The organism is Rouxiella badensis (assembly GCF_026967515.2).
In the GTDB taxonomy this organism is placed as follows: domain Bacteria; phylum Pseudomonadota; class Gammaproteobacteria; order Enterobacterales; family Enterobacteriaceae; genus Rouxiella; species Rouxiella badensis.
The window spans coordinates 457,726-478,906 of the sequence record NZ_CP114062.1 but is presented as its reverse complement, the minus strand read 5'-3'; the positions used below and the strand labels follow the sequence as shown (position 1 = coordinate 478,906).

The window sequence follows — 21,181 nt, the reverse complement described above, 5'->3', positions numbered from 1 at the left end:
TAAAGGGGCGCGCTCTCTTACAGCCTTTTACCCGGCATCATCCGCAGCAAGGTATTGTCTTTAAGATAATAGTGATGGAATAACGCAGCCGCGGCGTGCAATCCAATCAGATAATAGCCTGTGTTGGCAATAAGCTCGTGAATAGACTTTATCTTTTTGGATAACAGTAAATTCGGGTCGTAAGTTACCGGCATCTTCACGCCAAAAAGAGCCCACTCGGTGCCTTTAAAATACATCGAAAGTATTCCCATGATCGGCACCACAATAAAGAAGATATAAATGATGCCGTGCATGATATGCGCGGCAATGTCCTGCCAGTGTGGCGGTTTAGGGGTAATTCCCGGCGTAACATACATGAGCCTTACGAACACACGCGTGCTCATCATTAATAATACGCTGGCACCAAAGCTGTAATGCAGGACGGTTAATAGCGCATGCTGAGGTAAACTTTTTGGAATAAAGCCTTTGAGCTCAATGGTGGCATAGGTAGCAACAACAAGCAGGAAAACAAGCCAGTGAATGGCAATCTGTATAGGACTGTATTTAACGCGCATGTAAGTGTCTCAAGAAAGATGCTGAAGTCAGCGTATCTTCAAGAGATTAAGCGCACATTAAGGCAAGAAAGAAACCGCAATCCGTGAGCCAGATTGCGGAGGGTGATTAAGATTTTTTGGTCTGAACCCAGAAGCCGTGAATAAGTCCCGGGAAATATCCGCAAATAGTCAGAATGATATTAATAATAAACGCCCATCCAAATCCTTTGCCGATTAAAACACCCAGCGGAGGTAAAATGATGGTAAACAGAATTCTCCAAAATCCCATGGTGCTCTCCTTTTCGTTTTTGATACCTAACCCTATCGAAATAGAAACATGTACACAATAAGAGTTCTCTTGGTTACCGATTGCGTCGCGAAACCAGGGAGATTAGTATTTGATTATGCAATGATGAGGCTGGCAGTGGCCAACTCTGGGGAGACAGGTAATGAAGCAGGACATGATAATGCTGATCCTCGCGATAATTTTTATCGTGATAATGTTTGGCACGACGATGAGTATCACGGTACGTGCCAAAGGGTTGAAAAAGGCCTATTGGCTTCTTTGCAGCTTCCTGATTGGCATCGGCAGTTTGTCTTTCATCTATTTTCTCGCTTTTCCCGAACATCCTGGATTCTCGGCAAATCGCCCAGCGGGTGAAATTCCTCCCGAACTGATGTTCGCCGCCACGCTAACCCGCACCGGTATCGCCGCCGCCCTGCTGGGGTTTCTGGTGCACGGCATTTGGCGGCTGATCGGTTTTTTCGGCAAACGTGATGCCTCCTGACATCGGGTTTCGCTTGATAACAATTTGTTTCGGAAGAACAGCTTGGCTCACCGTACTTTTCGCTGTATATTTATACAGCCAAATTACCCTGGCATTTATGCCGATCGCCTCCCGCTATTTATTTTAAGACCCCCCTTTAATAAATAGAACGGCGATAAATCGAATGACAAAAAATTGATAGAGAGTGAGCCATGCGGGTTGAACTGAGTTATGACAAAAGGAATGTAGCGGCAATACCAGATGCCGGTGAAAAAATTACCCGGGAGCTCACCAAGCGGGTTCACAGAATGTTTCCCGACGCGGAAATTAAGGTCAAAGCGATGCAGGCCAATGGTCTCAGCACGCACGGCGTCAGTAAACAAGAAAAGTCACAGTTGAATCAGATGCTTGAAGAGATGTTTGAGGAAGCGGATGAATGGCTTTCTTATGAATAAGCCGTTATTATTTACTTACAAAGCGCAATTGAAATAAACATATCACTGCGATGGCTTATTATAAGATAGCCAAAGAAGATAAAATATTTTAACGAATTTGCGAAGTAATCGATGCCAAATCCTAAGAAAAACAGCGCTCAACCCCATTTTTATTCTAAACGTTTCGCGTTGATTTGCTTAGGAATCGTCTGCTGTATGGGGCTATTGCTGGCCCGCGTAGGTTATCTCCAGCTGCTTAATCGGCCGATGCTGGAGCGTCAGGCCGACCAACGCTCACTGCGCACGCAAATTATTCCCGCCGATCGCGGCACCATCGCCGATCGCAACGGGCACCCTCTTGCGCTCAGCGTGGCGTCTAAAGACATCATCGCTGACCCGTACCGTATCGAACAGCTGCACAGCGATCTGAACAGTCCAAAGTGGCAATATCTGGCCTCGGCGCTCGATATGCCGCTGTCGCAGCTTCAGCAAATGATCACCAGTGACCCTAAGCGTCGCTTCGTCTTCCTGGGTAGAAAAATTGAACAGGGCATCGCGAAGGACATCGGCGAACTGCACCTCGGCGGCGTTATCCTGCAACACGACGACAGCCGCTATTATCCCATGAGTGAGGCGGCCTCGAACCTGGTCGGCGTAGTCGGTACCGATAACGAGGGTCTGACCGGACTGGAACGTGGTTTCAACAGTCTGCTGCAAGGCAAGCCTGGTATGCGTGAGTTCCGTCAGGACGGTCAGGGTAACGTCATCGGTATTCTTAAGGACGTGCCGCCGCAGCAACCACCGACGGTTAACCTGAGTATCGACAGCTATATTCAGTACGTGGTGTATGCCGCGCTGAGAAAAGGCGTGATGCTGAACCAGGCGGACTCGGGGGCAGCGGTGATGGTCGACGTCAACACCGGCGAAATTCTGGGAATGGCCTCTTACCCTTCGTTTAACCCGAACAACTATGCTGGCACCGACGTCAAAGACATGCGTAACGTGGCAATTAGCGACAGCTTCGAGCCAGGTTCGACGGTAAAACCTTTAGTGGTGATGGCGGGTCTCGCGCACAACATCATTAGACCCGATACAGTGCTCGATACCCGTCCTTATACGGTTAACGGCCACCTTATTCGCGACGTAGGCCACGAGTCGGCGCTTACTATCACCGGCGTACTGCAAAAATCCAGTGATATCGGCGTATCGCACATTGCGTTGGCGATGCCTGCACAGATTCTGGTCGATCAATATCACGCCTTTGGACTGGGCAAACCCACCGATCTCGGTGTGGGTGGTGAAAGTGCCGGTTACTTCCCGCTGCACCGCGAACGCTGGGCTGACATCGAACGCGCCACTTTCGCCTTTGGCTACGGTCTGCGCGTAACGCCGCTGCAAATTGCCCGCGAATATGCCACTATCGGTTCATTCGGTATTTATCGTCCACTGTCGATAACCAAAGTTACGCCGCCGGTGCTTGGTACCCGCGTCATGGATAAAAACGTGGTAGAAACCGTAGTACATATGATGGAAAGTGACGCCCTGCCGGGGGGTTCTGGGCTGAGTGCCGCCGTTCCGGGTTATCGTTTAGCGATTAAAACTGGTACGGCCGAAAAGATGGGTCCATCGGGCAAATATGACGGCGGTTACATCAACTATACGGCAGGCGTTGCGCCAGCAAGTAACCCACGCGTAGCGCTGGTGGTGATGGTCAATAACCCACAGGCCGGGAAACACTTCGGTGGTTCGGTTGCGGGTCCTATCTTCGGCGAGATAATGGGGCAGGTTCTGAACCACATGAACATTGCGCCAGATGCCTTAGTCCCTGAAACACCGCCGACAACCGTTGCTTCGTCCAGTAAGGCAGTGAAGTTAAAAGAAAAAAGCGCGATCGCGCCGCAGTAAAGAAAAGCGGTAAAAAAGTCAGTTTTTAACGCCGAGTGACTGGATTTGTGCAGGCAAATTTTGTACCTTTCCGTGTTATTTTCCACTGCTTAAAAGTGTCTACCCGTATGAAAAGGCTCTTAATTGTTGTCGTTATTTTTCTCTCGGTTTGCCTGGCTGTCATTGCATTAAACATGCACGGCAATGGCCCGTGGGGCTAACTGCCAAGCCAGCAAGGATTAGGAGAACGCATTTTGCCCACCGGTAAACGTTTTATTTTAATGGTGATCGCAATCCTTGTCGGCATTGTGGTATTGGACGATGCCATCGCCCGCATCATCCATTGGATCCTGCTAAGGTAATGACAAACGAGTGATTTTTCCTCATCCAGCCGTCGAATTGCCTAATACCACACGTTATGACTACTCTGCCCGCTCCGCCTGCGCGGCGAATTTGTGTATAATCATCTTAACGTAACTAATCATTGACGAGCTATGGCACAAGATATCCACCTCTCTATCGTCTGCGCACTCAGCAAATGGATCGAAGGCCATTTGGGGCGAGTTATCCATCTTGAGGAGCTGGCAGAATATTCCGGCTACTCGCTTTGGCACATGCAGAAACTGTTCAAAGAGTCGACCGGTATCTCCCTCGGCAAATATATTCGTGAGCGTCGTCTGGCCAGTGCGGTTTATCAGCTGAGCAGCAGTGATTCATCGATTTTCGATATCGCGATGGATTTTGGTTTTGGCTCGCAGTCACACTTTACCTACATGTTCCGCAAGCGCTTTAACATCACGCCCTACGAGTTCCGGCAAAACCCCGACGTCAAACTCGATGTCGCTCCCCCGCTGCACATCATTCATCAGAAATCGGCCTGATTAAAAACCTAACTCGCTAAGACCCGGATGATCGTCGGGTCGACGCCCGAGCGGCCAATGGAATTTTCGCTCAGAGGCCTTAATCGGCAAATCATTGATGCAGGCATAGCGTGCATACATTAATCCCTGCGGGTTGAACGCCCAATTTTCGTTGCCGAAACTCCGGAACCAGTTACCGGAATCGTCATGCCACTCATAGGCGAAACGCACTGCGATACGCTCTCCGTCAAAAGCCCATAACTCCTTGATTAACCTATAATTTAGCTCTTTCGCCCACTTGCGCTCTAAAAATGCCACCACGTTCTGCTGGCCGGTGACGAATTCGCTGCGGTTGCGCCACTGGGTATCGGCCGAATAAACCTGGCTGACCCGCTGCGGGTCACGGCTGTTCCAGGCATCCTCAGCAAGTCGAACTTTCTCAGCGGCGCTTTCTCGAGTGAAAGGTGGCAGCGGTTTTTTCAGAGTCAGGGGGGTATTTTCAGCCATCATTGCCTCACGGTTAATCAAGGTAAAAGATTGAGATGCATGTAGACAAGTCTGTCTACACCAATCACACTAGCGCATGTAGACAGAGTTGTCTACATGTGTAAAATATCCATTATCAGCTCACCACAGGATATTTCATGAATACCCGGTCTTCGCCTACCGTTGCACAGCCCGCCGCACGCGAACGCATTCTTCACACCGCCCACGATCTTTTCTATCGTGACGGCATTCGTGCAACCGGCATTGATTCAATCATCAGGGAAGCTGGAGTCACCAAAGTGACGTTCTACCGTCATTATCCGAGTAAGGATGCACTGATACTGGCGTTTTTGCAGTACCGCCACCAGCGCTGGATAAGCTGGTTTAGTCAGGCATTACGCGAACATTCAGACACAGGCATGCCCCTTCCTGCTGCATTGGCCGCTACCCTGCAAGCCTGGTTCGAGCGAGAGGATTTTCGCGGTTGTGCATTCATCAACAGCAGTCTGGAATATGGCGATGCGCTGCCGGAAGTGCTCAAGCTTTCTGTCGCGCACAAGAAAGAGATGGCAGAGGTGATTGCCGATTATTTTAAGGCGTTCTCAGATAAAAATCAGACAGCGGAGAGCGTGGCACTCTTGATTGATGGTGCAATCATAAAAGCGCAAATGGAAAATGAGGCAACGCAGGCAACGCAGCTTGTGCAGAAAATGTTGACCCTGCTCCTCAGCGCGCGGATGACAAACGACTGACCCTTAACTCACCCTGCGCCCACAAAAAAACGCAGCCGAGGCCGCGTTTTTTCTTATCTGTGTCTGTATCAGGAAGTGGTTAGAACTGGTAAACCAGGCCTACAGCCACGATGTTGTCGGTATTGATACCGGCAGCTTCGGTGAAGTCGTTATCGTGCAGCAGGTTAACTTTATAATCCACGAAGGTAGACATGTTTTTGTTGAAGTAGTAGTAAGTACCGATATCGATATATTTTTCGATGTCTTGAGTACCGAAGTTACCCATGTCTTTACCGCGTGACTGCAGATATGCCAGTGATGGACGCAAACCGCTGTCGAACTGGTACTGGGCCACGGCTTCGAAGTTGTCAGCCTTGTTGGCGAAACCGTCGATGTCGTTATCTTCGGAACCGATACGAGTCAGGTTTTCAGTGTGGGTGTACATCGCCGCCAGGTAGACGTTGTTTGCGTCATATTTCAGACCGCCGCTCGCCGCCGTTGCCTTGTCGCCGCGACCGTAAGCCAGCTCGTTCTGATCGCTGGTGCGATCAGAACTGCTGTACGCCGCTGCTGCACTGATGCCCATGCCCAGATCGTAAGTCGCGGAAATGCCGTAGCCGTCGCCGTTAGCAGCCTGCGCTGAACGACCGGAAGACTCGCCGCCCGGGTTGTCATTTTTCCCCTGATACTGCAACGCGATGTTCAGGCCTTTAATCAGACCGAAGAAATCATTGTCACGGTAGGTCAGTAAACCGTTTGCGCGCTGCTCCATGAAGTTGTCAGCGGTATAGGTATCACCACCGAACTCTGGCAGTACGTCGGTCCATGAACCGATGTCATACATTACGCCGTAGTTACGGCCGTAATCCAGTGAACCCCAATTGCCGAATTTAAGACCGGCGAAACCTACACGGGTGTAGCTGTTGGCAGTACCTTGTTCTTCCGCCGTGTTTAGCGCTGCCTGGTACTCCCACTGACCGTAACCGGTAAGCTGATCGCTAATCTTGGTTTGGCCGTCGAAGCCGAAACGCAGATAAGACTGGTCGCCATCAACGCCATCATTACTGGAGAAGTAATGTTCTGCATCGATTTTACCGTTCAGGTCTAGAATATTTCCGTCTTTATTGTAGATTTCTGCCGCACTCGCGGTTCCTGCAATTAATAATGCTGGGACCAGGAGTGAAAGAACGCGAAGTTTCATTTGTCTATCCTCATTAAAGGGTATCGAGCCGCCGCCACTGTTTCTTAGGTTTACGTATGTTTAAAAATTGTTAGGCTCGATAGGCAGACCTATTCTCATGATAAGGAATATATTAATCCAGAAAGAAAATGATACCGAATTAGTGATAGTGTTTCATAATAATAAATAAATGTAACATAAAATGTATTTTCAGGAACTTTTGTCAATCATGTAAAGGCAAAAAATACAGCACGTAGTGTTAATTAATTAAAAAATCATTAAAAATCAAATAAATATACAAAACAAAAAGCGCACTAAGTGATAAACCAAAATAAACCCATCCTATATAATGTCTCTCGCTATCATCATTATTTGTTATTTATTACTTTCATTATCCCCTGTATTTGGAAACAACAGCCGGCCTTTTGGCCGGTTTTTTTTTGCCGTTTGTGCGGTAATTCAAACCCGTCACTATCCCCCTATTTACACATCTTTGCGTCCCCGCACATAATTTCTTCAATAACCTTTTATTTCATGGCGGAAATTAAATCCTTTTCTTGCAGATTATTTCTTTTGCTATGCCAGGGTATACCCCCCTGTATTGAGCCAGTCCGAATGAATCATTTTCCTCTCACGGAGTAGAAGTTAAGCAAGAAGGCGGTTGCATATTCCGTTACTATAAGAGCAATCCCGCTGTAGCGAACTTCAAGGGTCGTTACACTGGCACATTTCGACTTTCGACCAGCTCACAAAGGAATCGCATGCAACAACCCGACAACCACGACAACATCGCCAAGGCACAGATGCTGCTGGCAACCCGCCGTTTCCTCAAACTCGACGAGTGGCTGTTGTCACAAATGCGCGGTTGGCAAAATCAGAACGAGGCCAACAACACGTATGGTCTCGTCATGCATCCCGATACCCTGTTTTCGAAGGATGAAAGTGCGACGCAGCGTCTCGAGATCTTGCGTGACTGGGCGCAACAGTGTCCCGGTAGCTATCACGCTCACTGTTTGATGGGCATGTTCTGGCACGAGCAGGCGTGGGTTATCCGTCGTGGAAATGGGCCGGAACACGAGGTTGAAGACGCGCAGTGGCTCGGCGCGCAGCTGTGCTGCGACTATGCGGTGCTGTCATTCCTCTCAGCGATTGCCTGCCACCCTCGCCCCACGCACGCATTTCGTCACATGATGAACCTCAGCGGCGGATTTGGTGAACCTTACTGGCTGCGCGCGCTGTTTGCGGGTCAACAACCGAAACCCCTGCATGAACAGTTCAATATTCAAAACAGCCCAGTATGGGAGCAAGGCGCTGCCTACCTTTATGCGATGGGCGTTGCGCCGGCCACCCATTGGCCGCAGCAGCTCCCCGCAGCATTGCAGCAGACGCGTCGTAATGATGAAGACGCGTTAGACTACTGGCTGCGAATGGCCATGTCAGTGCGTCACAGTGACGTGGGCAGCATGGAGTCGTATCTGCTGTTCCACTCAACCTTCTGGGGCGGCAGTGACGAACAACAAAACGAAATCATCGATGGCCCGCTGTGTGCCGAGTTCAGCGAAGATGAGCGAAACCAGTTCCGCGCCAATGCGCTGCTGGATGCCCTCGGCGGCGAGATAGCCGACCGCGACTCGCCGCGCGCCGAACAACTCCAGCAGCGGCTGACCGCGCTTCTCAACCAGCCGCTAGAGCCTGCAACCCGCATCGCGCTGCTCAATCTGGCCGGTACCTGCATCGCCTACTGGCAGGACGACGATCGTGCCGGACTGCAGGTGTATGCAGACCTGTTCGCCGTTTCACCTCAGGCGATGCCCGGCAAATTCGCTGCACTGTTTATTTCTCGCGCCGTGCTGGCAAGCGAGGAACAGGACGGCATGCCAGTACTCACTTCACTGCTGGTGCGCGCTATCAACCGCGCCGATGATGCTCTATTGACCGCCTTTGCCGCCGCCGCTGTGCAGTTCGGTCTTTATGGCCTGCCGTGCGACACGTCATTAAGCAGCGGCCTAATGGACTGCGCCTGGTCACTGATGCAGCAGCAAAAAACCACCGAGTCGGTCGGCAAAGACCTGCTGGTGCTGGCACACGACATGGCGATTAATGATGATATCGACGCGACCCATTTCCTGATGACAGAAATGGCGCGTCGCGGCAGCGCGCTTCATACCTATGAACTGTTCTTCTTTTATCGCAACGCCTGGCATCAGGACGTCCCGGAATCCCTGCACAACGACAGCAATGCGCTGGACTGTGTGCTGAGCGCCGCGCGGTCAGGCCTGGTTCCGGCGATGTTCAGCGCTGCCAACGCCCTGCGTGAAGGCCTCGGCGGCGAAGTGGATTATCAGCAGGCGATGCATTGGTATCAGCGTGCCAGCGAAGCCGGCCACCCTTCCGCCGACTACTGGCGCGCAAGCTGTGCGCTCGATTTAGGTTCTGACGCTGAAAAGCGTGAAGCGGTTGAGGTTTCACTGCCAGCTATCCTCGCGCAGCAGAATCACCCTGAACGTTTCGAAGCCGCCTACACCTTGGGTATGGCCTGGATGCAGGGCGTCGGCACCAAAAAGAACAAATACATCGCCTGGCAGTTGATGAACTTCGTACTGGAGTTGAATCCTGAATCCGAGGTAGCGCGTCAGGCCATTATCCAGCTCGAAGGGTCGCTGCGCGCGCGCATGAGCCTCTGGCAGGACAAACGTAAGGTTGAAGGCGTCGATTTCACCGCACCTTATCGCCAGAGTAGCGCGCCTCAACTGCCCGACGCCTCACACGAGCCGCAGCATGTAGATTAGGACGACAGGAAATAACGGCCCCACGGCCTTTCTGCTACAATACTCAGCCAGTTTTAGCCCATACTGGCTTTTTTTATTGAAAGATAGCGGTTTATCGATAAGTATTCGTTATATCCTGTAAACGGATTTCACAGAATTATAAGAAAGGATTGACGACTACATGCCAGCAGAATCGATGATAGACCTTTCACGGGCTCAGGCTCAGCCTGGAAGAGCCCAGCAGATAGCGACACGAATTATCTTCCTGCTTTCAGGATTTGCGATGTCCGCCTGGGCGCCGCTGGTCCCCTTCGTAAAAATTCGCCTCGACATCAGCGACGGCACGCTGGGCCTGCTGCTGCTGTGTATCGGTGCCGGTTCCACCTTTTCCATGCCGCTAACCGGCTTCCTGACCGGAAAACTGGGCTGTAAGACGGTGATTTTGCTCGCCACTATCGTACTGTGCCTCGACTTGCCTTTACTGACGTTGATGGACACGACTCTCGGCATGGCGCTGGTACTGATCATCTTCGGCATGTCGATTGGCATGGTCGACGTAGCGATGAACGTTCACGCAGTGGTGGTCGAGAAAGCCAGCGGGCGCGCGATGATGTCAGGTTTTCACGGCTTCTTCAGCATAGGGTGTATTCTCGGCGCGCTGGCGGTCAGCGGCCTGCTCTCCCTGGCGCTGACGCCGTTTCTTGCCAGCATCGCGGTCATTGCCGTGGTGTTACTGTCTTTGCTTGGCATCAGCAAACACCTGTGGCACGACACCAAAAGTAAGCAAGGCGATCCGATGCTAGTGATGCCACGAGGCTGGGTGATCTTCCTCGGGTTACTGTGTTTCGTGATGTTCCTGACCGAAGGCGCGATGCTCGACTGGAGCGCACTGTTTCTCATCACCGAGCGGAGCGTGGATCCACACAACGCCGGTCTGGGATATACCGTCTTTGCCATCGCGATGACCCTCGGGCGTCTCACCGGTGACAAGGTCATCAACTATTTTGGTCGTTTTAAAGTCCTGCTTTTCGGCAGCCTGATAGCCTGCGCAGGACTGCTTCTGTCTGTAGGCGTAGATAGCCTGTATGCTGTAGCAGCCGGTTTTATCATGGTCGGCCTGGGTGCCTCGAATTTGGTGCCGATTATGTTTAGTGCCGCCGGTAATCAAACCAGCATGCCTGCCAACCTCGCCATTGCGTCGGTGACGACATTGGGATACGCCGGGATACTGGCCGGCCCGGCACTGGTCGGGTTTATTGCACAATTGAGTAATCTGTCGATTGCATTGAGCTGTGTCGCGGTCCTGATGCTGCTGGTTTCCGCCAGCGCACGCGCCGTGACTCGCTAAACAAGGAAAAGCGTCACCACCATGCCAAGTAAATATTTATCGCTGACTTCGACCAATATTACGCGATTTTTTTGGATCTTCATTCTGCTGCTGGCAATGGGGCTTGGCCTCTATGGCTATAACTACACCAATGCGTATCTCAACGATAAGCTGAGAACGCTGCAATACACCGGCGATCGCCTGCAAAAGCGTATCGACCACTATCGCTATCTGACCTATCGCATTTACGATAACTACACCGGTCAGCCACTGGCGCAGATCCCGGCCAACGTGCAGGAAGTGAAGCTGCGTCAGGATATGTTCTTCATTAACAAGCCGCACAAAAAAACCGATGCGCTGATTTACGGCACTCATGACGCCGCCACGCTCGACCTGACGCTAAAAATCTCCGGCTTTCTTGACGATCAGTGGGGGGCGAAAAATCAGCCCTACTCGATGTATTATCTGAACGGTCAGGACAACAGCCTGATGTTCATTACCACGCAGCCGCTGCAACAGCAGGACTCGCGTCTCAAAGAGAACTATTTCTACGCCGGGATGCAGGCGCGCCGCGCAGAGATGCTGCAACAGGCCAATACGCTCGACGAGCGCGAGAGCTATTCCAGCCTGCGCAAATCGCGTAACTCCAGCGACTATTTCTTCTCGCTGCGCACCACCTTTAACAACCCCGGCAATCTTGCGACGGTGATTGCATTCGATCTGCCGATGAGCGATCTCGTGCCGCAGAGCATGGCCCGAGACAATTTTCAACTGACCAATAACAACGACACGGTCAACGAAGGCGACGCACCTCAGGATCCAAACGCGGGCAGCACGATTACGCTGCAAGGCGGATCAATTAACCTCAGCACGCCGTTGAGCAACTCGCCGCTGAACCTGACTTACAGCATTCCGGTGCTTTCACTGGCGATTGATCTCACCCGCAACAACTTCTGGCTGATTCTCATCAACCTGATCCTGCTCGGCATGGCGATGGCCGGTATCTATCTGATTCGCCATAAATATATCCGCCCGAGCGAGAACATGGCCCACCAGTTGCACACCCAGCAGGCGCTGAACCATGAGATAATCTCTAACCTCTCCGTCGGTCTGCTTATCTATAATTTCAGCAGCCACAGCGTGGTGGTCAGCAACAAGATTGCTGAACAGCTGTTGCCGCATCTTAGCCTCGACAAAATCGCCAATATGGCCGAAGAACATCACGGCGTGATTCAGGCGACGGTCAACAATGAAGTGTATGAAATTCGCATGGTGCGCAGCCAAATAGCGCCAGACACTTACCTGTTCATGATGCATGACCAAGACAAAGAGGCGATGGTCAACAAGACGCTGCAACAGGCGCGCCGCGAGCATGAAAAGAATCTGCAGGCACGCAAGCTGATGCTGCACAACCTGGGCATCGAACTCAATCAGCCGCTGCTCGAACTGCACGCGCTGGCTGAACAGTTGAACAGCAACCCACCGGTCGAAGACCGAAGCAAGCTGGAGAAAACGCTGCTCGGCGAGTCCAAGGACGTCCTCACGCTGGTTGATAATATTACCCTGCTCACCCGTCTCGAAACGCAGGACTGGCAGCCGGTTCAACAACGCTATTCGCTGGCCGCGCTGATGGACGAGCTGCTGCTCGACGCACTGCCTAAAATTAACCAGAAAGGCCTGATGCTGCTGAACCATTTCGAGATGGATCCGCTCGACAGCTACGTCGGCGATCCGAATGCGGTGAAGAAGATCCTCGCGCTATTGCTCGATTATGCCATCGTGGCTACCTCGCTTGGCAAAATTACGCTGACCAGCGAACGGGATCCGCAGCAGCCGGACCAGCTGATTTTCCACATTACCGACACCGGCAGCGGCCTGTCGAAAGAGGAGTTGAGCAACCTCAATTATCCGTTCCTCAGCCAAACGCTGGTAGACCGGTTTAATCACGGTTCGGGGCTTAATTTTTACCTGTGTAATCAGCTGTGCAAGAAGCTCGGCGGTCAGCTCGAGATACGCAGCAAAATCGATATCGGCACCCGTTATACGGTGCGAATCAAACAAACGCTTGAAGCGGTGGATACTGAGGTTGAGGCGGCGGACGAAAGGCTGCTGGACGACGTAACTGTGCTGCTCGACATCACGGCGGATGAGGTTCGCGGCATCGTTACCCGCATCATGAGCGCCTACGGTGCGATTTGTATCGTCGCCGACGAGCGCCAGCCAACGCGGGATTACGATGTATTATTAACCGATAACGCCCAACACTGTGACCACTATACGCTGTTGCTAACCAGTGACGAGATTGGCTTCCAGGCTCTCGAAAAACGCTATATACGCGTCAACTTCAACATCGGCAGTGCGCTGATAGACGCAACCTTACTGTTAATTGAACAGCAGCTGCTGGAAGAGGCGGAAAATGAAATCGCGCTTTCACAGCAGAATAGCAGTGCCAATTCAACTAACGGTGATTCAGATTCCGGTACCGGCGACGACGAAATCGAAGCCTATGTTAAACAGCTGCATACCAGCGACTATTACGGCCTTTTCGTTGATACAGTACCGGAAGATATAGAGAAACTGTATAATGAAAATCAACGTCGTGATTTTACATCGCTTTCCCAGACAGCTCATCGGCTTAAGGGAGTGTTCGCCATGCTGAACCTTACACCGGGGAAGCAACTGTGTGAAAAATTAGAACAGCATCTCGCCGAAGGCGAAGTGTTGATGATCTCAGACAATATTAATCAAATTGATTCTTTTGTCTCCAGACTGCTGCAGCAAGGTAGCTAATCACATGAACAATATGAACGTAATTATTGCCGACGACCATCCTATCGTCTTATTTGGGATCCGTAAGTCCCTTGAACAAATTGAGTGGGTAAACGTAGTAGGCGAGTTCGAGGACTCTACCACGCTTATCAATAGCCTGAGCAAACTTGATGCACACGTGCTGATAACCGACCTGTCTATGCCAGGTGACAAATACGGTGACGGCATTACGCTAATCAAATACATCAAGCGCCACTACCCACAGCTGTCTATTATCGTGCTGACCATGAACAACAACCCGGCTATCCTGAGCTCCGTGCTCGACCTGGATATCGAAGGGATTGTGTTGAAACAGGGTGCACCTACCGACCTGCCTAAGGCACTGGCCGCGCTGCAAAAAGGCAAGAAGTTCACGCCGGACAGCGTTTCCAAACTGCTGGAGAAGATAAGCGCCAACGGTTACGGTGACAAGCGCCTCTCTCCAAAAGAGAGTGAAGTTCTGCGCCTGTTCGCCGAAGGTTTCCTGGTGACCGAGATTGCCCGCAAGCTGAACCGCAGCATCAAAACCATCAGCAGCCAGAAAAAGTCAGCGATGATGAAATTGGGCGTCGAGAACGACATCGCCCTGCTCAACTATCTGTCTTCAGTCAGCTCTACGCCGGTTGATAAAGACTAACGTTCAGCGCCGTGGGCCAGAAAAGAAAAAGGCACAATCTAGATTGTGCCTTTTTTTATGCTCTGAATTCAGGATGATAACGGCCTGGCGCCCTGCCCGCTGACGCGTTTCCTGCGCACCTGCTGGCTGTAATAGCTCAGCGTTTTGCGCAGTTGGTCGAGCGTCACCGGCTTGGACAGACAGTTGTCCATGCCCGCTTCGAGACAGAGCTGCTTCTGCTCCGCCAGCGCATTGGCGGTAACCCCGATAACCGGCAGCATAAACTCCAACTCACGCAGGCGCTTGGTTAAACCATAGCCGTCGAGTTTTGGCATGTTCACGTCACTAAGCACGATATCGACCGGGTGAACCTTCATCGCCTCGAGCGCGTCCAGGCCGTCGTTGGCGGTCACGACGATGTATCCCATGGACCCGAGCTGGTCGGCCAGCAGGCGGCGGTTAATTGGATGGTCATCGACCACCAGCAGCGTGATATCACCGTTATCCTGTGACTCGACGACCTCTGGCAGCAACGCGATATTATTCTCGTTAACCTCATTCAGCTGATAAATGCGGTTCAACAACAGCGTGATCTCCAGCGGCGTAGAGGTACTGTGGATCCAGTAACCCGGGCTGCTTTCCTGCGGTGGCCCGATGTGGTCGATGGAAAACTCGATTTGTGCACAGAGCGCGCCACGGTGAATGAGCGGCGTATCGACTATCAATATGTCTTCGGCGAGGGTTTCGTCTTCCGCATTCCAGCGCTGAACGTTGGCACCGTGGTGATGCAGCAGCTGCATCAAATAGCTTTCGAGATAGCCGTTGCGGATATTCACCCACAGACGTTTACCGGCCCAGAACGCTAGCGGCGGTGGCGCAGGATGGACTTCGCCGTAGATTGGCAGTCGCACGGTAAAGGCGCTGCCGAGCCCCGGTTCAGAATCAACGGAGATATCGCCATCCATCAGGTTAATCAGCTTTTCACAGATAGCCAGCCCCAGTCCGGTGCCCTGGAAATGACGCTGTACCCCACTTCCGACCTGGAAGAAGGGATCGAACAGGCGGGTGATCTCTTTGGTTGGGATCCCCACGCCGGTATCGCGAATCATAAACTCCAGATAGTTGCCGCAGGTGCGCGCGTGCAGCACGATGCAGCCGGTATCGGTAAACTTGATAGCATTGTTGAGGATATTCGACAACACCTGCTGCAAACGTACCGGATCACCGACAAAAATCTCAGGCACGTTGTGCTCGATGAAGCAGTACAGCCCGAGGTGCTTCTTCACCACCAGCGGCAGATAGTTGCCTGCAATGTGAGTGATAACTTCGCGGCAGGAGAATTCCTGCGGCTCGATTTTTAGCTGCTCGGATTCTATTTTCGAGAAATCGAGAATATCGCTGATGATCTTCAGCAGCAGCGCCGACGAGTTATTCATCGCCGTGACCAGTCGGTCAACGCCCTGCGGCAGCCCTTGCGTTTGCAGCAGATCGAGGTTACCGATAATGCCGTACAGCGGGGTGCGCAGCTCGTGGCTAACGGTTGCCAGGAACATCGACTTCGACTGGCTCGCCTGCTCTGCGGCATTGGCCATCTCGTGCAGCGACTCTTCCATCTTCACGCGAGCGCTGACGTCAATCAGTACACAGATTGCTACGTCCTCGTTGCGATAACGGGAATGCACAAAGCTGAGCTGTATGTTGTTGTTGTCACGCGTGATGATGTCCACGAAGCGCGTCTGTTGGTCGCAGATGATGCGCGTGATGCGCTGGCGGTCTTCGTGCGTCAGCATGCTGATGTAGTTGTGCGCCAGTTCGTTACTGAGGATGTTGACCCCATCGCTGATGCGCAAAATTGAGATACCCACCGGCGCAGAAGCGACGATTTTATGGTTGAACTGCTCGTGTTCCTCGAGGCGGAAAGCGTTCTCTTCTGCGGGCAGGAACATTTTTCGCTCAAACAGCCAGGCCAGCACGAACAACAGCAATGCCGAGAAAACGTTAAGCACAACAGCATTAAGAATCAGCAGCTTAAAGCGTTCGATCACCGTTTTGAACGGCAAAGAATAGACCACGCTCAGCCCGGAGGGTGGCAACGGTTTCTTATAAATCAGATCGTTATAGCCGTTCATGTAGCCGAAATAACTTTGGCCGGTCGGATAATTGTCGAGGATCGACGTATAGCGGTCTCCCTCAAGGAAACTCAGCAGCGGCACGCCTTCGCTGTCGAGCAGCGTTACGCCAGTATGCGAGGAGCTGGAGACGGTGAAATCTTCCAGACGCAGCGTCTGCTGCACGCCCATCAGAGCCTCGAGCTTGTTACCGACGTAGATTGGCGTCAGCACGTACAGGTTACCCTGCTCTTTGTTATTTCCCGCCTCAACCCAGTATTGGCTTTTCTGCTTGTCCTGGCTCTTGCTGTTGCGGTATTTGATCAGTTTATCGTGCAGGGTTTTGAGACCGTTTTCTCGTTCAATCGGCGTCGCGCTGTCCATGACACCGAAATCAACCAGACAGAGATTCTCCCCGTTAATGTAGAACACCCGCTTGAGGGAGTAATTATCGGAGAAGTTGTCCTTCCAGTAGTTAATCGTATTACCCAGCGACGCCAGCGAGTTGCGTTTGCTGTCGGTCAGTTGCGAACAGTTGGATTCAGGGAACAGCGCGTGATAGCTCGGAATAACATTCTTGGTGCTCAACACGCCATTGATTAAGTCGAGGCCGTTAATCGAATCACCAAGGCGCTTTTCAGCCATCGACCTCACGCTACGAACCACTTCGGCGGTATTTTTAATGTAGGTTTGCGCCTGGTTGTAGTTGAGGTTGTCCTCTTCGCGAATTTCCGACTCTTTATTGTGGAAAATATTCAGCACATAAAATGTCGTCAGCAGTGCGCCGAGCGACCAAAGCATGATAGCCAGTACCCTGAAGAGGTAACGGGAAATTCTTAATGCCGTTCTGAACGAGGTTAAATACTTCAAGCGGTTACCATTGCTGAAACGTAAAATGAAAAGGAAAAGGGCACAATATGTAACCCATATTATGCCCTTTGTCGCTCAACCTGAGAAATCGATTTTATTCGTCTTCTGAAGGTTGCTCGTCGTCTTCTGCTTCGATATCGTCAGGTGCTTCGCTTTCCTGCGCAGCTTCCAGTTCACCTTCCACTGTTGCTACGCCGTCCAGTTCTTCATCTTCAACAGGTTCTGCAACGCGCTGCAGGCCGACCACGTGCTCGCCATCAGAGGTACGGATAAGCGTCACACCCTGGGTGTTACGGCCAACCTTGCTGACTTCGGAAACTCGGGTACGAACCAGCGTGCCGGCGTCGGTAATCATCATGATCTGGTCGGCGTTATCTACCTGGATAGCCCCCACAACCGGACCATTACGCTCACTCACCTTGATGGAGATAACGCCCTGCGTCGCACGAGATTTAGTTGGGTATTCGCTGGATTCGGTACGCTTACCGAAGCCGTTCTCGGTAACGGTCAGAATGGCACCTTCACCGCGAGGAATAATCAACGAGACCACGCTGTCGCTTTCGCCCAGACGGATACCACGAACACCGGTCGCCGTACGGCCCATCGAACGCACTGCCTGTTCGGAGAAGCGCACCACTTTACCGGCCGCAGAGAACAGCATAACTTCGTCATTACCGTCTGTCAGGTCAACACCAATCAGCTCGTCACCCTCATTGAGGTTGATAGCGATGATGCCAGCGCTGCGTGGACGACTGAAGTCGGTCAATGCGGTTTTCTTCACCGTGCCGCTGGCCGTTGCCATAAACACGTGACGGCCTTCTTCATACTCGCGCACCGGCAGAATGGCGGTAATACGCTCGTTCGGTTCAAGCGGCAGCAGGTTGACAATCGGACGCCCACGGGCACCACGGCTTGCTTCCGGCAGCTGATAAACCTTCATCCAGTACAGACGTCCACGGCTGGAGAACATCAGGATGGTGTCGTGGGTGTTAGCCACCAGAAGACGATCGATGAAATCCTCTTCCTTAATACGTGCCGCGGACTTGCCTTTACCCCCGCGACGCTGCGCTTCGTAATCGGTCAGAGGCTGGTACTTGACGTAGCCCTGATGCGACAGCGTAACGACAACGTCCTCCTGGTTGATCAGGTCTTCGATGTTGATGTCGGAGGTATTGGCCGTAATTTCGGTACGGCGCGGGTCGTTGTACTGGTCACGAATAGCTTCGAGCTCTTCACGAATGACTTCCATCAGACGGTCAGGGTTTTCGAGGATGTAGATCAGTTCAGCAATCTGCGTCAGCAGCTCTTTGTACTCGTCGAGCAGTTTTTCGTGCTCGAGGCCGGTCAGTTTCTGCAGACGCAGGTCCAGAATAGCCTGAGCCTGTTGCTCGGTCAGGAAGTACTTACCGTCGTGAATACCGTACTGCTTTTCGAGCCACTCTGGACGCGCGGCGTCATCACCGGCGCTTGCCAGCATGGCGGACACGTTGCCCAGATCCCATGAACGCGCAACCAGGCCCGCTTTCGCTTCGGCAGGGGTTGGCGCAGCACGGATAAGCTCGATGATGGGGTCGATGTTTGCCAGGGCAATCGCCAATGCTTCGAGGATGTGCGCACGGTCACGGGCTTTACGCAGTTCGAAGATGGTACGGCGAGTCACCACTTCACGGCGGTGGCGCACGAACGCAGACAGGATCTCTTTCAGACCCAGAATCTTTGGCTGCCCCTGATGCAGGGCAACCATGTTGATACCAAACGAGGTTTGCAGCTGAGTGAGTGAATAAAGGTTATTCAACACCACTTCGCCCACCGCATCACGTTTGATCTCAATCACGATACGCATACCGTCTTTGTCGGACTCGTCGCGCAGTGCGCTGATGCCTTCAAGACGTTTTTCTTTCACCAGCTCGGCAATCTTTTCGATCAAACGAGCCTTGTTCACCTGATACGGGATCTCGTGAACAATGATGGTTTCACGACCGGTCTTCGCGTCAGCTTCTACTTCAGCGCGGGCGCGAATGTAGATTTTACCGCGGCCGGTGCGATAGGCCTCTTCGATGCCACGACGGCCGTTAATGATAGCGGCAGTCGGGAAGTCAGGACCCGGAATGTGTTCCATCAGCCCTTCAATGCTGATGTTTTCGTCTTCGATATAGGCCAGACAGCCGTTGATAACCTCGGTCAGGTTATGGGGCGGAATGTTGGTGGCCATACCCACGGCGATACCAGAAGAACCGTTAACCAGCAGGTTCGGGATACGGGTTGGCATAACCGCCGGGATTTGCTCGGTGCCGTCATAGTTCGGCACAAAGTCGACGGTTTCTTTTTCAAGGTCTGCCAACAGTTCGTGGGCAATTTTTGACATACGGATTTCGGTATAACGCATCGCAGCGGCGGAGTCGCCGTCTACCGAACCGAAGTTACCCTGCCCGTCGACCAGCATGTAGCGAAGGGAAAATGGCTGGGCCATACGAACAATAGTGTCATAAACCGCGGTATCACCGTGCGGGTGATATTTACCGATAACGTCACCGACCACACGGGCCGATTTCTTATAGGCTTTGTTCCAGTCATTACCCAGAACATTCATTGCGTAAAGTACGCGGCGGTGCACCGGTTTCAAACCATCGCGCACATCTGGAAGCGCACGTCCGACAATAACGGACATGGCGTAATCCAAATAAGAGTTTTTAAGCTCTTCTTCGATGTTAATCGGTGTGATTTCTCTGGCAAGGTCGCTCATGGAGCTGCTATCCCTCTCTGATTATTCATGGCCGCTGCCCAAAAATACCTTAATTACTCAAGGTATAGGCAAAGGTGTCAAACTATAGCACGAAGCTGCCTCTCGGTCCCTAGAATATGTATAATCGGCTTCACAAGGCATAAGGAGTTTATCAGCCCAATGACAACCACACCGAACAGCAAACAACACACTATCATTTCGCAAAACGTGGATACCCAAAACGTAGATCAGTCCGAAATCGCCAAATTTGAGGCCGTCGCCTCACGCTGGTGGGATCTCGAGGGCGAATTCAAACCCCTGCACCGCATTAATCCGCTGCGCCTGAACTACATTCTGGAGCGTTCGAACGGGCTTTTCGAAAAGAACGTGCTCGACGTCGGCTGCGGCGGCGGCATCCTTAGCGAAAGCATGGCCTCCGCGGGCGCAACCGTGACCGGTCTGGACATGGGCGCAGAGCCGCTCGAAGTCGCCCGCCTGCACGCACTCGAAAGCGGCGTAAAGGTCAACTACGTTCAGGAAACGGTTGAAGCGCACGCCGACGCCAATCCGCAGCGTTATGACGTAGTGACCTGCATGGAAATGCTGGAGCACGTTCCTGACCCGGCCTCGGTCGTGGCCGCCTGTGCTCGCCTGGTCAAACCCGGCGGTCACGTGTTCTTCTCCACCATCAACCGCAACAACAAAGCCTGGCTGATGGCGGTGTTCGGTGCCGAATACGTATTGAAGATGGTTCCGAAGGGGACGCACGACATCAAGAAGTTTATTAAACCTTCCGAGCTGCTCTCGTGGGTAGACAGAACTCACCTCTACGAGCGCAACATCATCGGATTGCACTACAACCCGCTGTCGGATCACTTCAAGCTGGGCCCGAACGTTGACGTGAATTACATGCTACACACGCAATCACAGGAAACTGCTGAAAGCTAAGCACCAGTCAAGTCATTTACCGCGCTCTGGCCGCTGCACACGTTGAGGTATTCACGCAGGCGCGGCCAGACTTCAGGATAAAAGCTTAGTTTTTAGGGCATTGGCCTGTCCAACCCCTGCAACATGATTTTTTAGAATA

Annotated in this window: 16 protein-coding genes; 10 read left to right on the top strand and 6 right to left on the bottom strand. The window is 52.2% G+C overall.

The genetic code is table 11. The features are described 5' to 3' along the window. Window positions 1-17 precede the first annotated feature (17 nt). Together cybB and O1V65_RS02405 are read right to left on the bottom strand one after the other, a co-directional pair. Window positions 18-554, bottom strand: coding sequence for a cytochrome b561 (gene cybB / locus O1V65_RS02410; RefSeq protein WP_017491809.1), 537 nt, complete (start codon window positions 552-554; stop codon window positions 18-20). A 106-nt stretch (window positions 555-660) separates the two neighbouring features. After that, window positions 661-822, bottom strand: a complete 162-nt coding sequence (locus O1V65_RS02405) for a YqaE/Pmp3 family membrane protein (protein ID WP_017491808.1) — start codon at window positions 820-822, stop codon at window positions 661-663. A gap of 160 nt (window positions 823-982) precedes the next feature. Here O1V65_RS02405 and O1V65_RS02400 point away from each other — a divergent pair, with 160 nt between their 5' ends. The 4 genes from O1V65_RS02400 (at window position 983) to O1V65_RS02385 (ending at window position 4,499) form a co-directional block, all read left to right on the top strand. Continuing rightward, window positions 983-1,321 carry a hypothetical protein gene (locus O1V65_RS02400; protein ID WP_269130126.1) on the top strand — a complete coding sequence of 113 codons (339 nt, stop codon included), beginning with the start codon at window positions 983-985 and terminating at the stop codon, window positions 1,319-1,321. Between the two features lie 191 nt (window positions 1,322-1,512). Then, window positions 1,513-1,755 carry a DinI family protein gene (locus O1V65_RS02395; protein WP_017491806.1) on the top strand — a complete coding sequence of 81 codons (243 nt, stop codon included), beginning with the start codon at window positions 1,513-1,515 and terminating at the stop codon, window positions 1,753-1,755. 111 nt (window positions 1,756-1,866) lie between these two features. Further along, the gene (locus O1V65_RS02390; RefSeq protein ID WP_227953481.1) at window positions 1,867-3,639 is read left to right on the top strand and encodes a penicillin-binding transpeptidase domain-containing protein; all 1,773 of its coding nucleotides are present in this window, start codon (window positions 1,867-1,869) and stop codon (window positions 3,637-3,639) included. Between the two features lie 473 nt (window positions 3,640-4,112). Beyond that, window positions 4,113-4,499, top strand: a complete 387-nt coding sequence (locus tag O1V65_RS02385) for a helix-turn-helix domain-containing protein (protein WP_026110520.1) — start codon at window positions 4,113-4,115, stop codon at window positions 4,497-4,499. Here O1V65_RS02385 and O1V65_RS02380 read toward each other — a convergent pair whose 3' ends face one another. Continuing rightward, window positions 4,500-4,985: a nuclear transport factor 2 family protein gene (locus O1V65_RS02380; protein WP_017491802.1), complete on the bottom strand. Its 486-nt coding sequence runs from the start codon at window positions 4,983-4,985 to the stop codon at window positions 4,500-4,502. A 137-nt stretch (window positions 4,986-5,122) separates the two neighbouring features. Between O1V65_RS02380 and O1V65_RS02375 the strand changes: the two genes are divergently transcribed. Further along, window positions 5,123-5,716: a TetR/AcrR family transcriptional regulator gene (locus tag O1V65_RS02375; protein WP_165428933.1), complete on the top strand. Its 594-nt coding sequence runs from the start codon at window positions 5,123-5,125 to the stop codon at window positions 5,714-5,716. Window positions 5,717-5,795: 79 nt separating this feature from the next. Here the strand turns inward: O1V65_RS02375 and ompC are convergent, their stop codons facing one another. After that, the gene (ompC, locus tag O1V65_RS02370) at window positions 5,796-6,896 is read right to left on the bottom strand and encodes a porin OmpC (RefSeq protein ID WP_017491800.1); all 1,101 of its coding nucleotides are present in this window, start codon (window positions 6,894-6,896) and stop codon (window positions 5,796-5,798) included. Window positions 6,897-7,636: 740 nt separating this feature from the next. On the opposite strand from ompC, the gene O1V65_RS02365 reads away from it, so the two are divergent. The 4 genes from O1V65_RS02365 (at window position 7,637) to rcsB (ending at window position 14,415) form a co-directional block, all read left to right on the top strand. Beyond that, window positions 7,637-9,664, top strand: a complete 2,028-nt coding sequence (locus O1V65_RS02365) for a DUF4034 domain-containing protein (protein ID WP_017491799.1) — start codon at window positions 7,637-7,639, stop codon at window positions 9,662-9,664. 160 nt (window positions 9,665-9,824) lie between these two features. After that, entirely contained in the window at window positions 9,825-10,991 is a 1,167-nt protein-coding gene (locus O1V65_RS02360) for an MFS transporter (RefSeq protein WP_139802818.1), read from the top strand. Window positions 10,992-11,012: 21 nt separating this feature from the next. Then, complete coding sequence (rcsD, locus tag O1V65_RS02355) at window positions 11,013-13,760, top strand: phosphotransferase RcsD (RefSeq protein ID WP_269130125.1); 2,748 nt, start codon at window positions 11,013-11,015, stop codon at window positions 13,758-13,760. 4 nt (window positions 13,761-13,764) lie between these two features. Beyond that, window positions 13,765-14,415, top strand: a complete 651-nt coding sequence (gene rcsB, locus O1V65_RS02350; RefSeq protein WP_017491796.1) for a response regulator transcription factor RcsB — start codon at window positions 13,765-13,767, stop codon at window positions 14,413-14,415. Window positions 14,416-14,483: 68 nt separating this feature from the next. Here the strand turns inward: rcsB and rcsC are convergent, their stop codons facing one another. Both rcsC and gyrA read right to left on the bottom strand, forming a co-directional pair. Continuing rightward, window positions 14,484-17,372 (bottom strand): two-component system sensor histidine kinase RcsC, encoded by a 2,889-nt coding sequence (rcsC, locus tag O1V65_RS02345; protein WP_026110517.1) that lies wholly within the window; start codon window positions 17,370-17,372, stop codon window positions 14,484-14,486. 94 nt (window positions 17,373-17,466) lie between these two features. Continuing rightward, complete coding sequence (gene gyrA / locus O1V65_RS02340) at window positions 17,467-20,115, bottom strand: DNA topoisomerase (ATP-hydrolyzing) subunit A (protein WP_017491794.1); 2,649 nt, start codon at window positions 20,113-20,115, stop codon at window positions 17,467-17,469. Between the two features lie 159 nt (window positions 20,116-20,274). Between gyrA and ubiG the strand changes: the two genes are divergently transcribed. Continuing rightward, window positions 20,275-21,042: a bifunctional 2-polyprenyl-6-hydroxyphenol methylase/3-demethylubiquinol 3-O-methyltransferase UbiG gene (gene ubiG, locus O1V65_RS02335; RefSeq protein WP_017491793.1), complete on the top strand. Its 768-nt coding sequence runs from the start codon at window positions 20,275-20,277 to the stop codon at window positions 21,040-21,042. Window positions 21,043-21,181 lie beyond the last annotated feature (139 nt).

What these genes read in the sequence shown, in the direction of transcription:
- cybB (WP_017491809.1), bottom strand. Translation starts at nt 554, where the DNA reads ATGCGCGTTAAATACAGTCCTATACAGATTGCCATTCACTGGCTTGTT.
- O1V65_RS02395 (WP_017491806.1), top strand. Translation starts at nt 1,513, where the DNA reads ATGCGGGTTGAACTGAGTTATGACAAAAGGAATGTAGCGGCAATACCA.
- rcsD (WP_269130125.1), top strand. Translation starts at nt 11,013, where the DNA reads ATGCCAAGTAAATATTTATCGCTGACTTCGACCAATATTACGCGATTT.
- ubiG (WP_017491793.1), top strand. Translation starts at nt 20,275, where the DNA reads ATGACAACCACACCGAACAGCAAACAACACACTATCATTTCGCAAAAC.
- O1V65_RS02390 (WP_227953481.1), top strand. Translation starts at nt 1,867, where the DNA reads ATGCCAAATCCTAAGAAAAACAGCGCTCAACCCCATTTTTATTCTAAA.
- gyrA (WP_017491794.1), bottom strand. Translation starts at nt 20,115, where the DNA reads ATGAGCGACCTTGCCAGAGAAATCACACCGATTAACATCGAAGAAGAG.
- O1V65_RS02365 (WP_017491799.1), top strand. Translation starts at nt 7,637, where the DNA reads ATGCAACAACCCGACAACCACGACAACATCGCCAAGGCACAGATGCTG.
- O1V65_RS02400 (WP_269130126.1), top strand. Translation starts at nt 983, where the DNA reads ATGAAGCAGGACATGATAATGCTGATCCTCGCGATAATTTTTATCGTG.
- O1V65_RS02405 (WP_017491808.1), bottom strand. Translation starts at nt 822, where the DNA reads ATGGGATTTTGGAGAATTCTGTTTACCATCATTTTACCTCCGCTGGGT.
- O1V65_RS02380 (WP_017491802.1), bottom strand. Translation starts at nt 4,985, where the DNA reads ATGGCTGAAAATACCCCCCTGACTCTGAAAAAACCGCTGCCACCTTTC.
- O1V65_RS02385 (WP_026110520.1), top strand. Translation starts at nt 4,113, where the DNA reads ATGGCACAAGATATCCACCTCTCTATCGTCTGCGCACTCAGCAAATGG.
- O1V65_RS02360 (WP_139802818.1), top strand. Translation starts at nt 9,825, where the DNA reads ATGCCAGCAGAATCGATGATAGACCTTTCACGGGCTCAGGCTCAGCCT.
- ompC (WP_017491800.1), bottom strand. Translation starts at nt 6,896, where the DNA reads ATGAAACTTCGCGTTCTTTCACTCCTGGTCCCAGCATTATTAATTGCA.
- rcsB (WP_017491796.1), top strand. Translation starts at nt 13,765, where the DNA reads ATGAACAATATGAACGTAATTATTGCCGACGACCATCCTATCGTCTTA.
- O1V65_RS02375 (WP_165428933.1), top strand. Translation starts at nt 5,123, where the DNA reads ATGAATACCCGGTCTTCGCCTACCGTTGCACAGCCCGCCGCACGCGAA.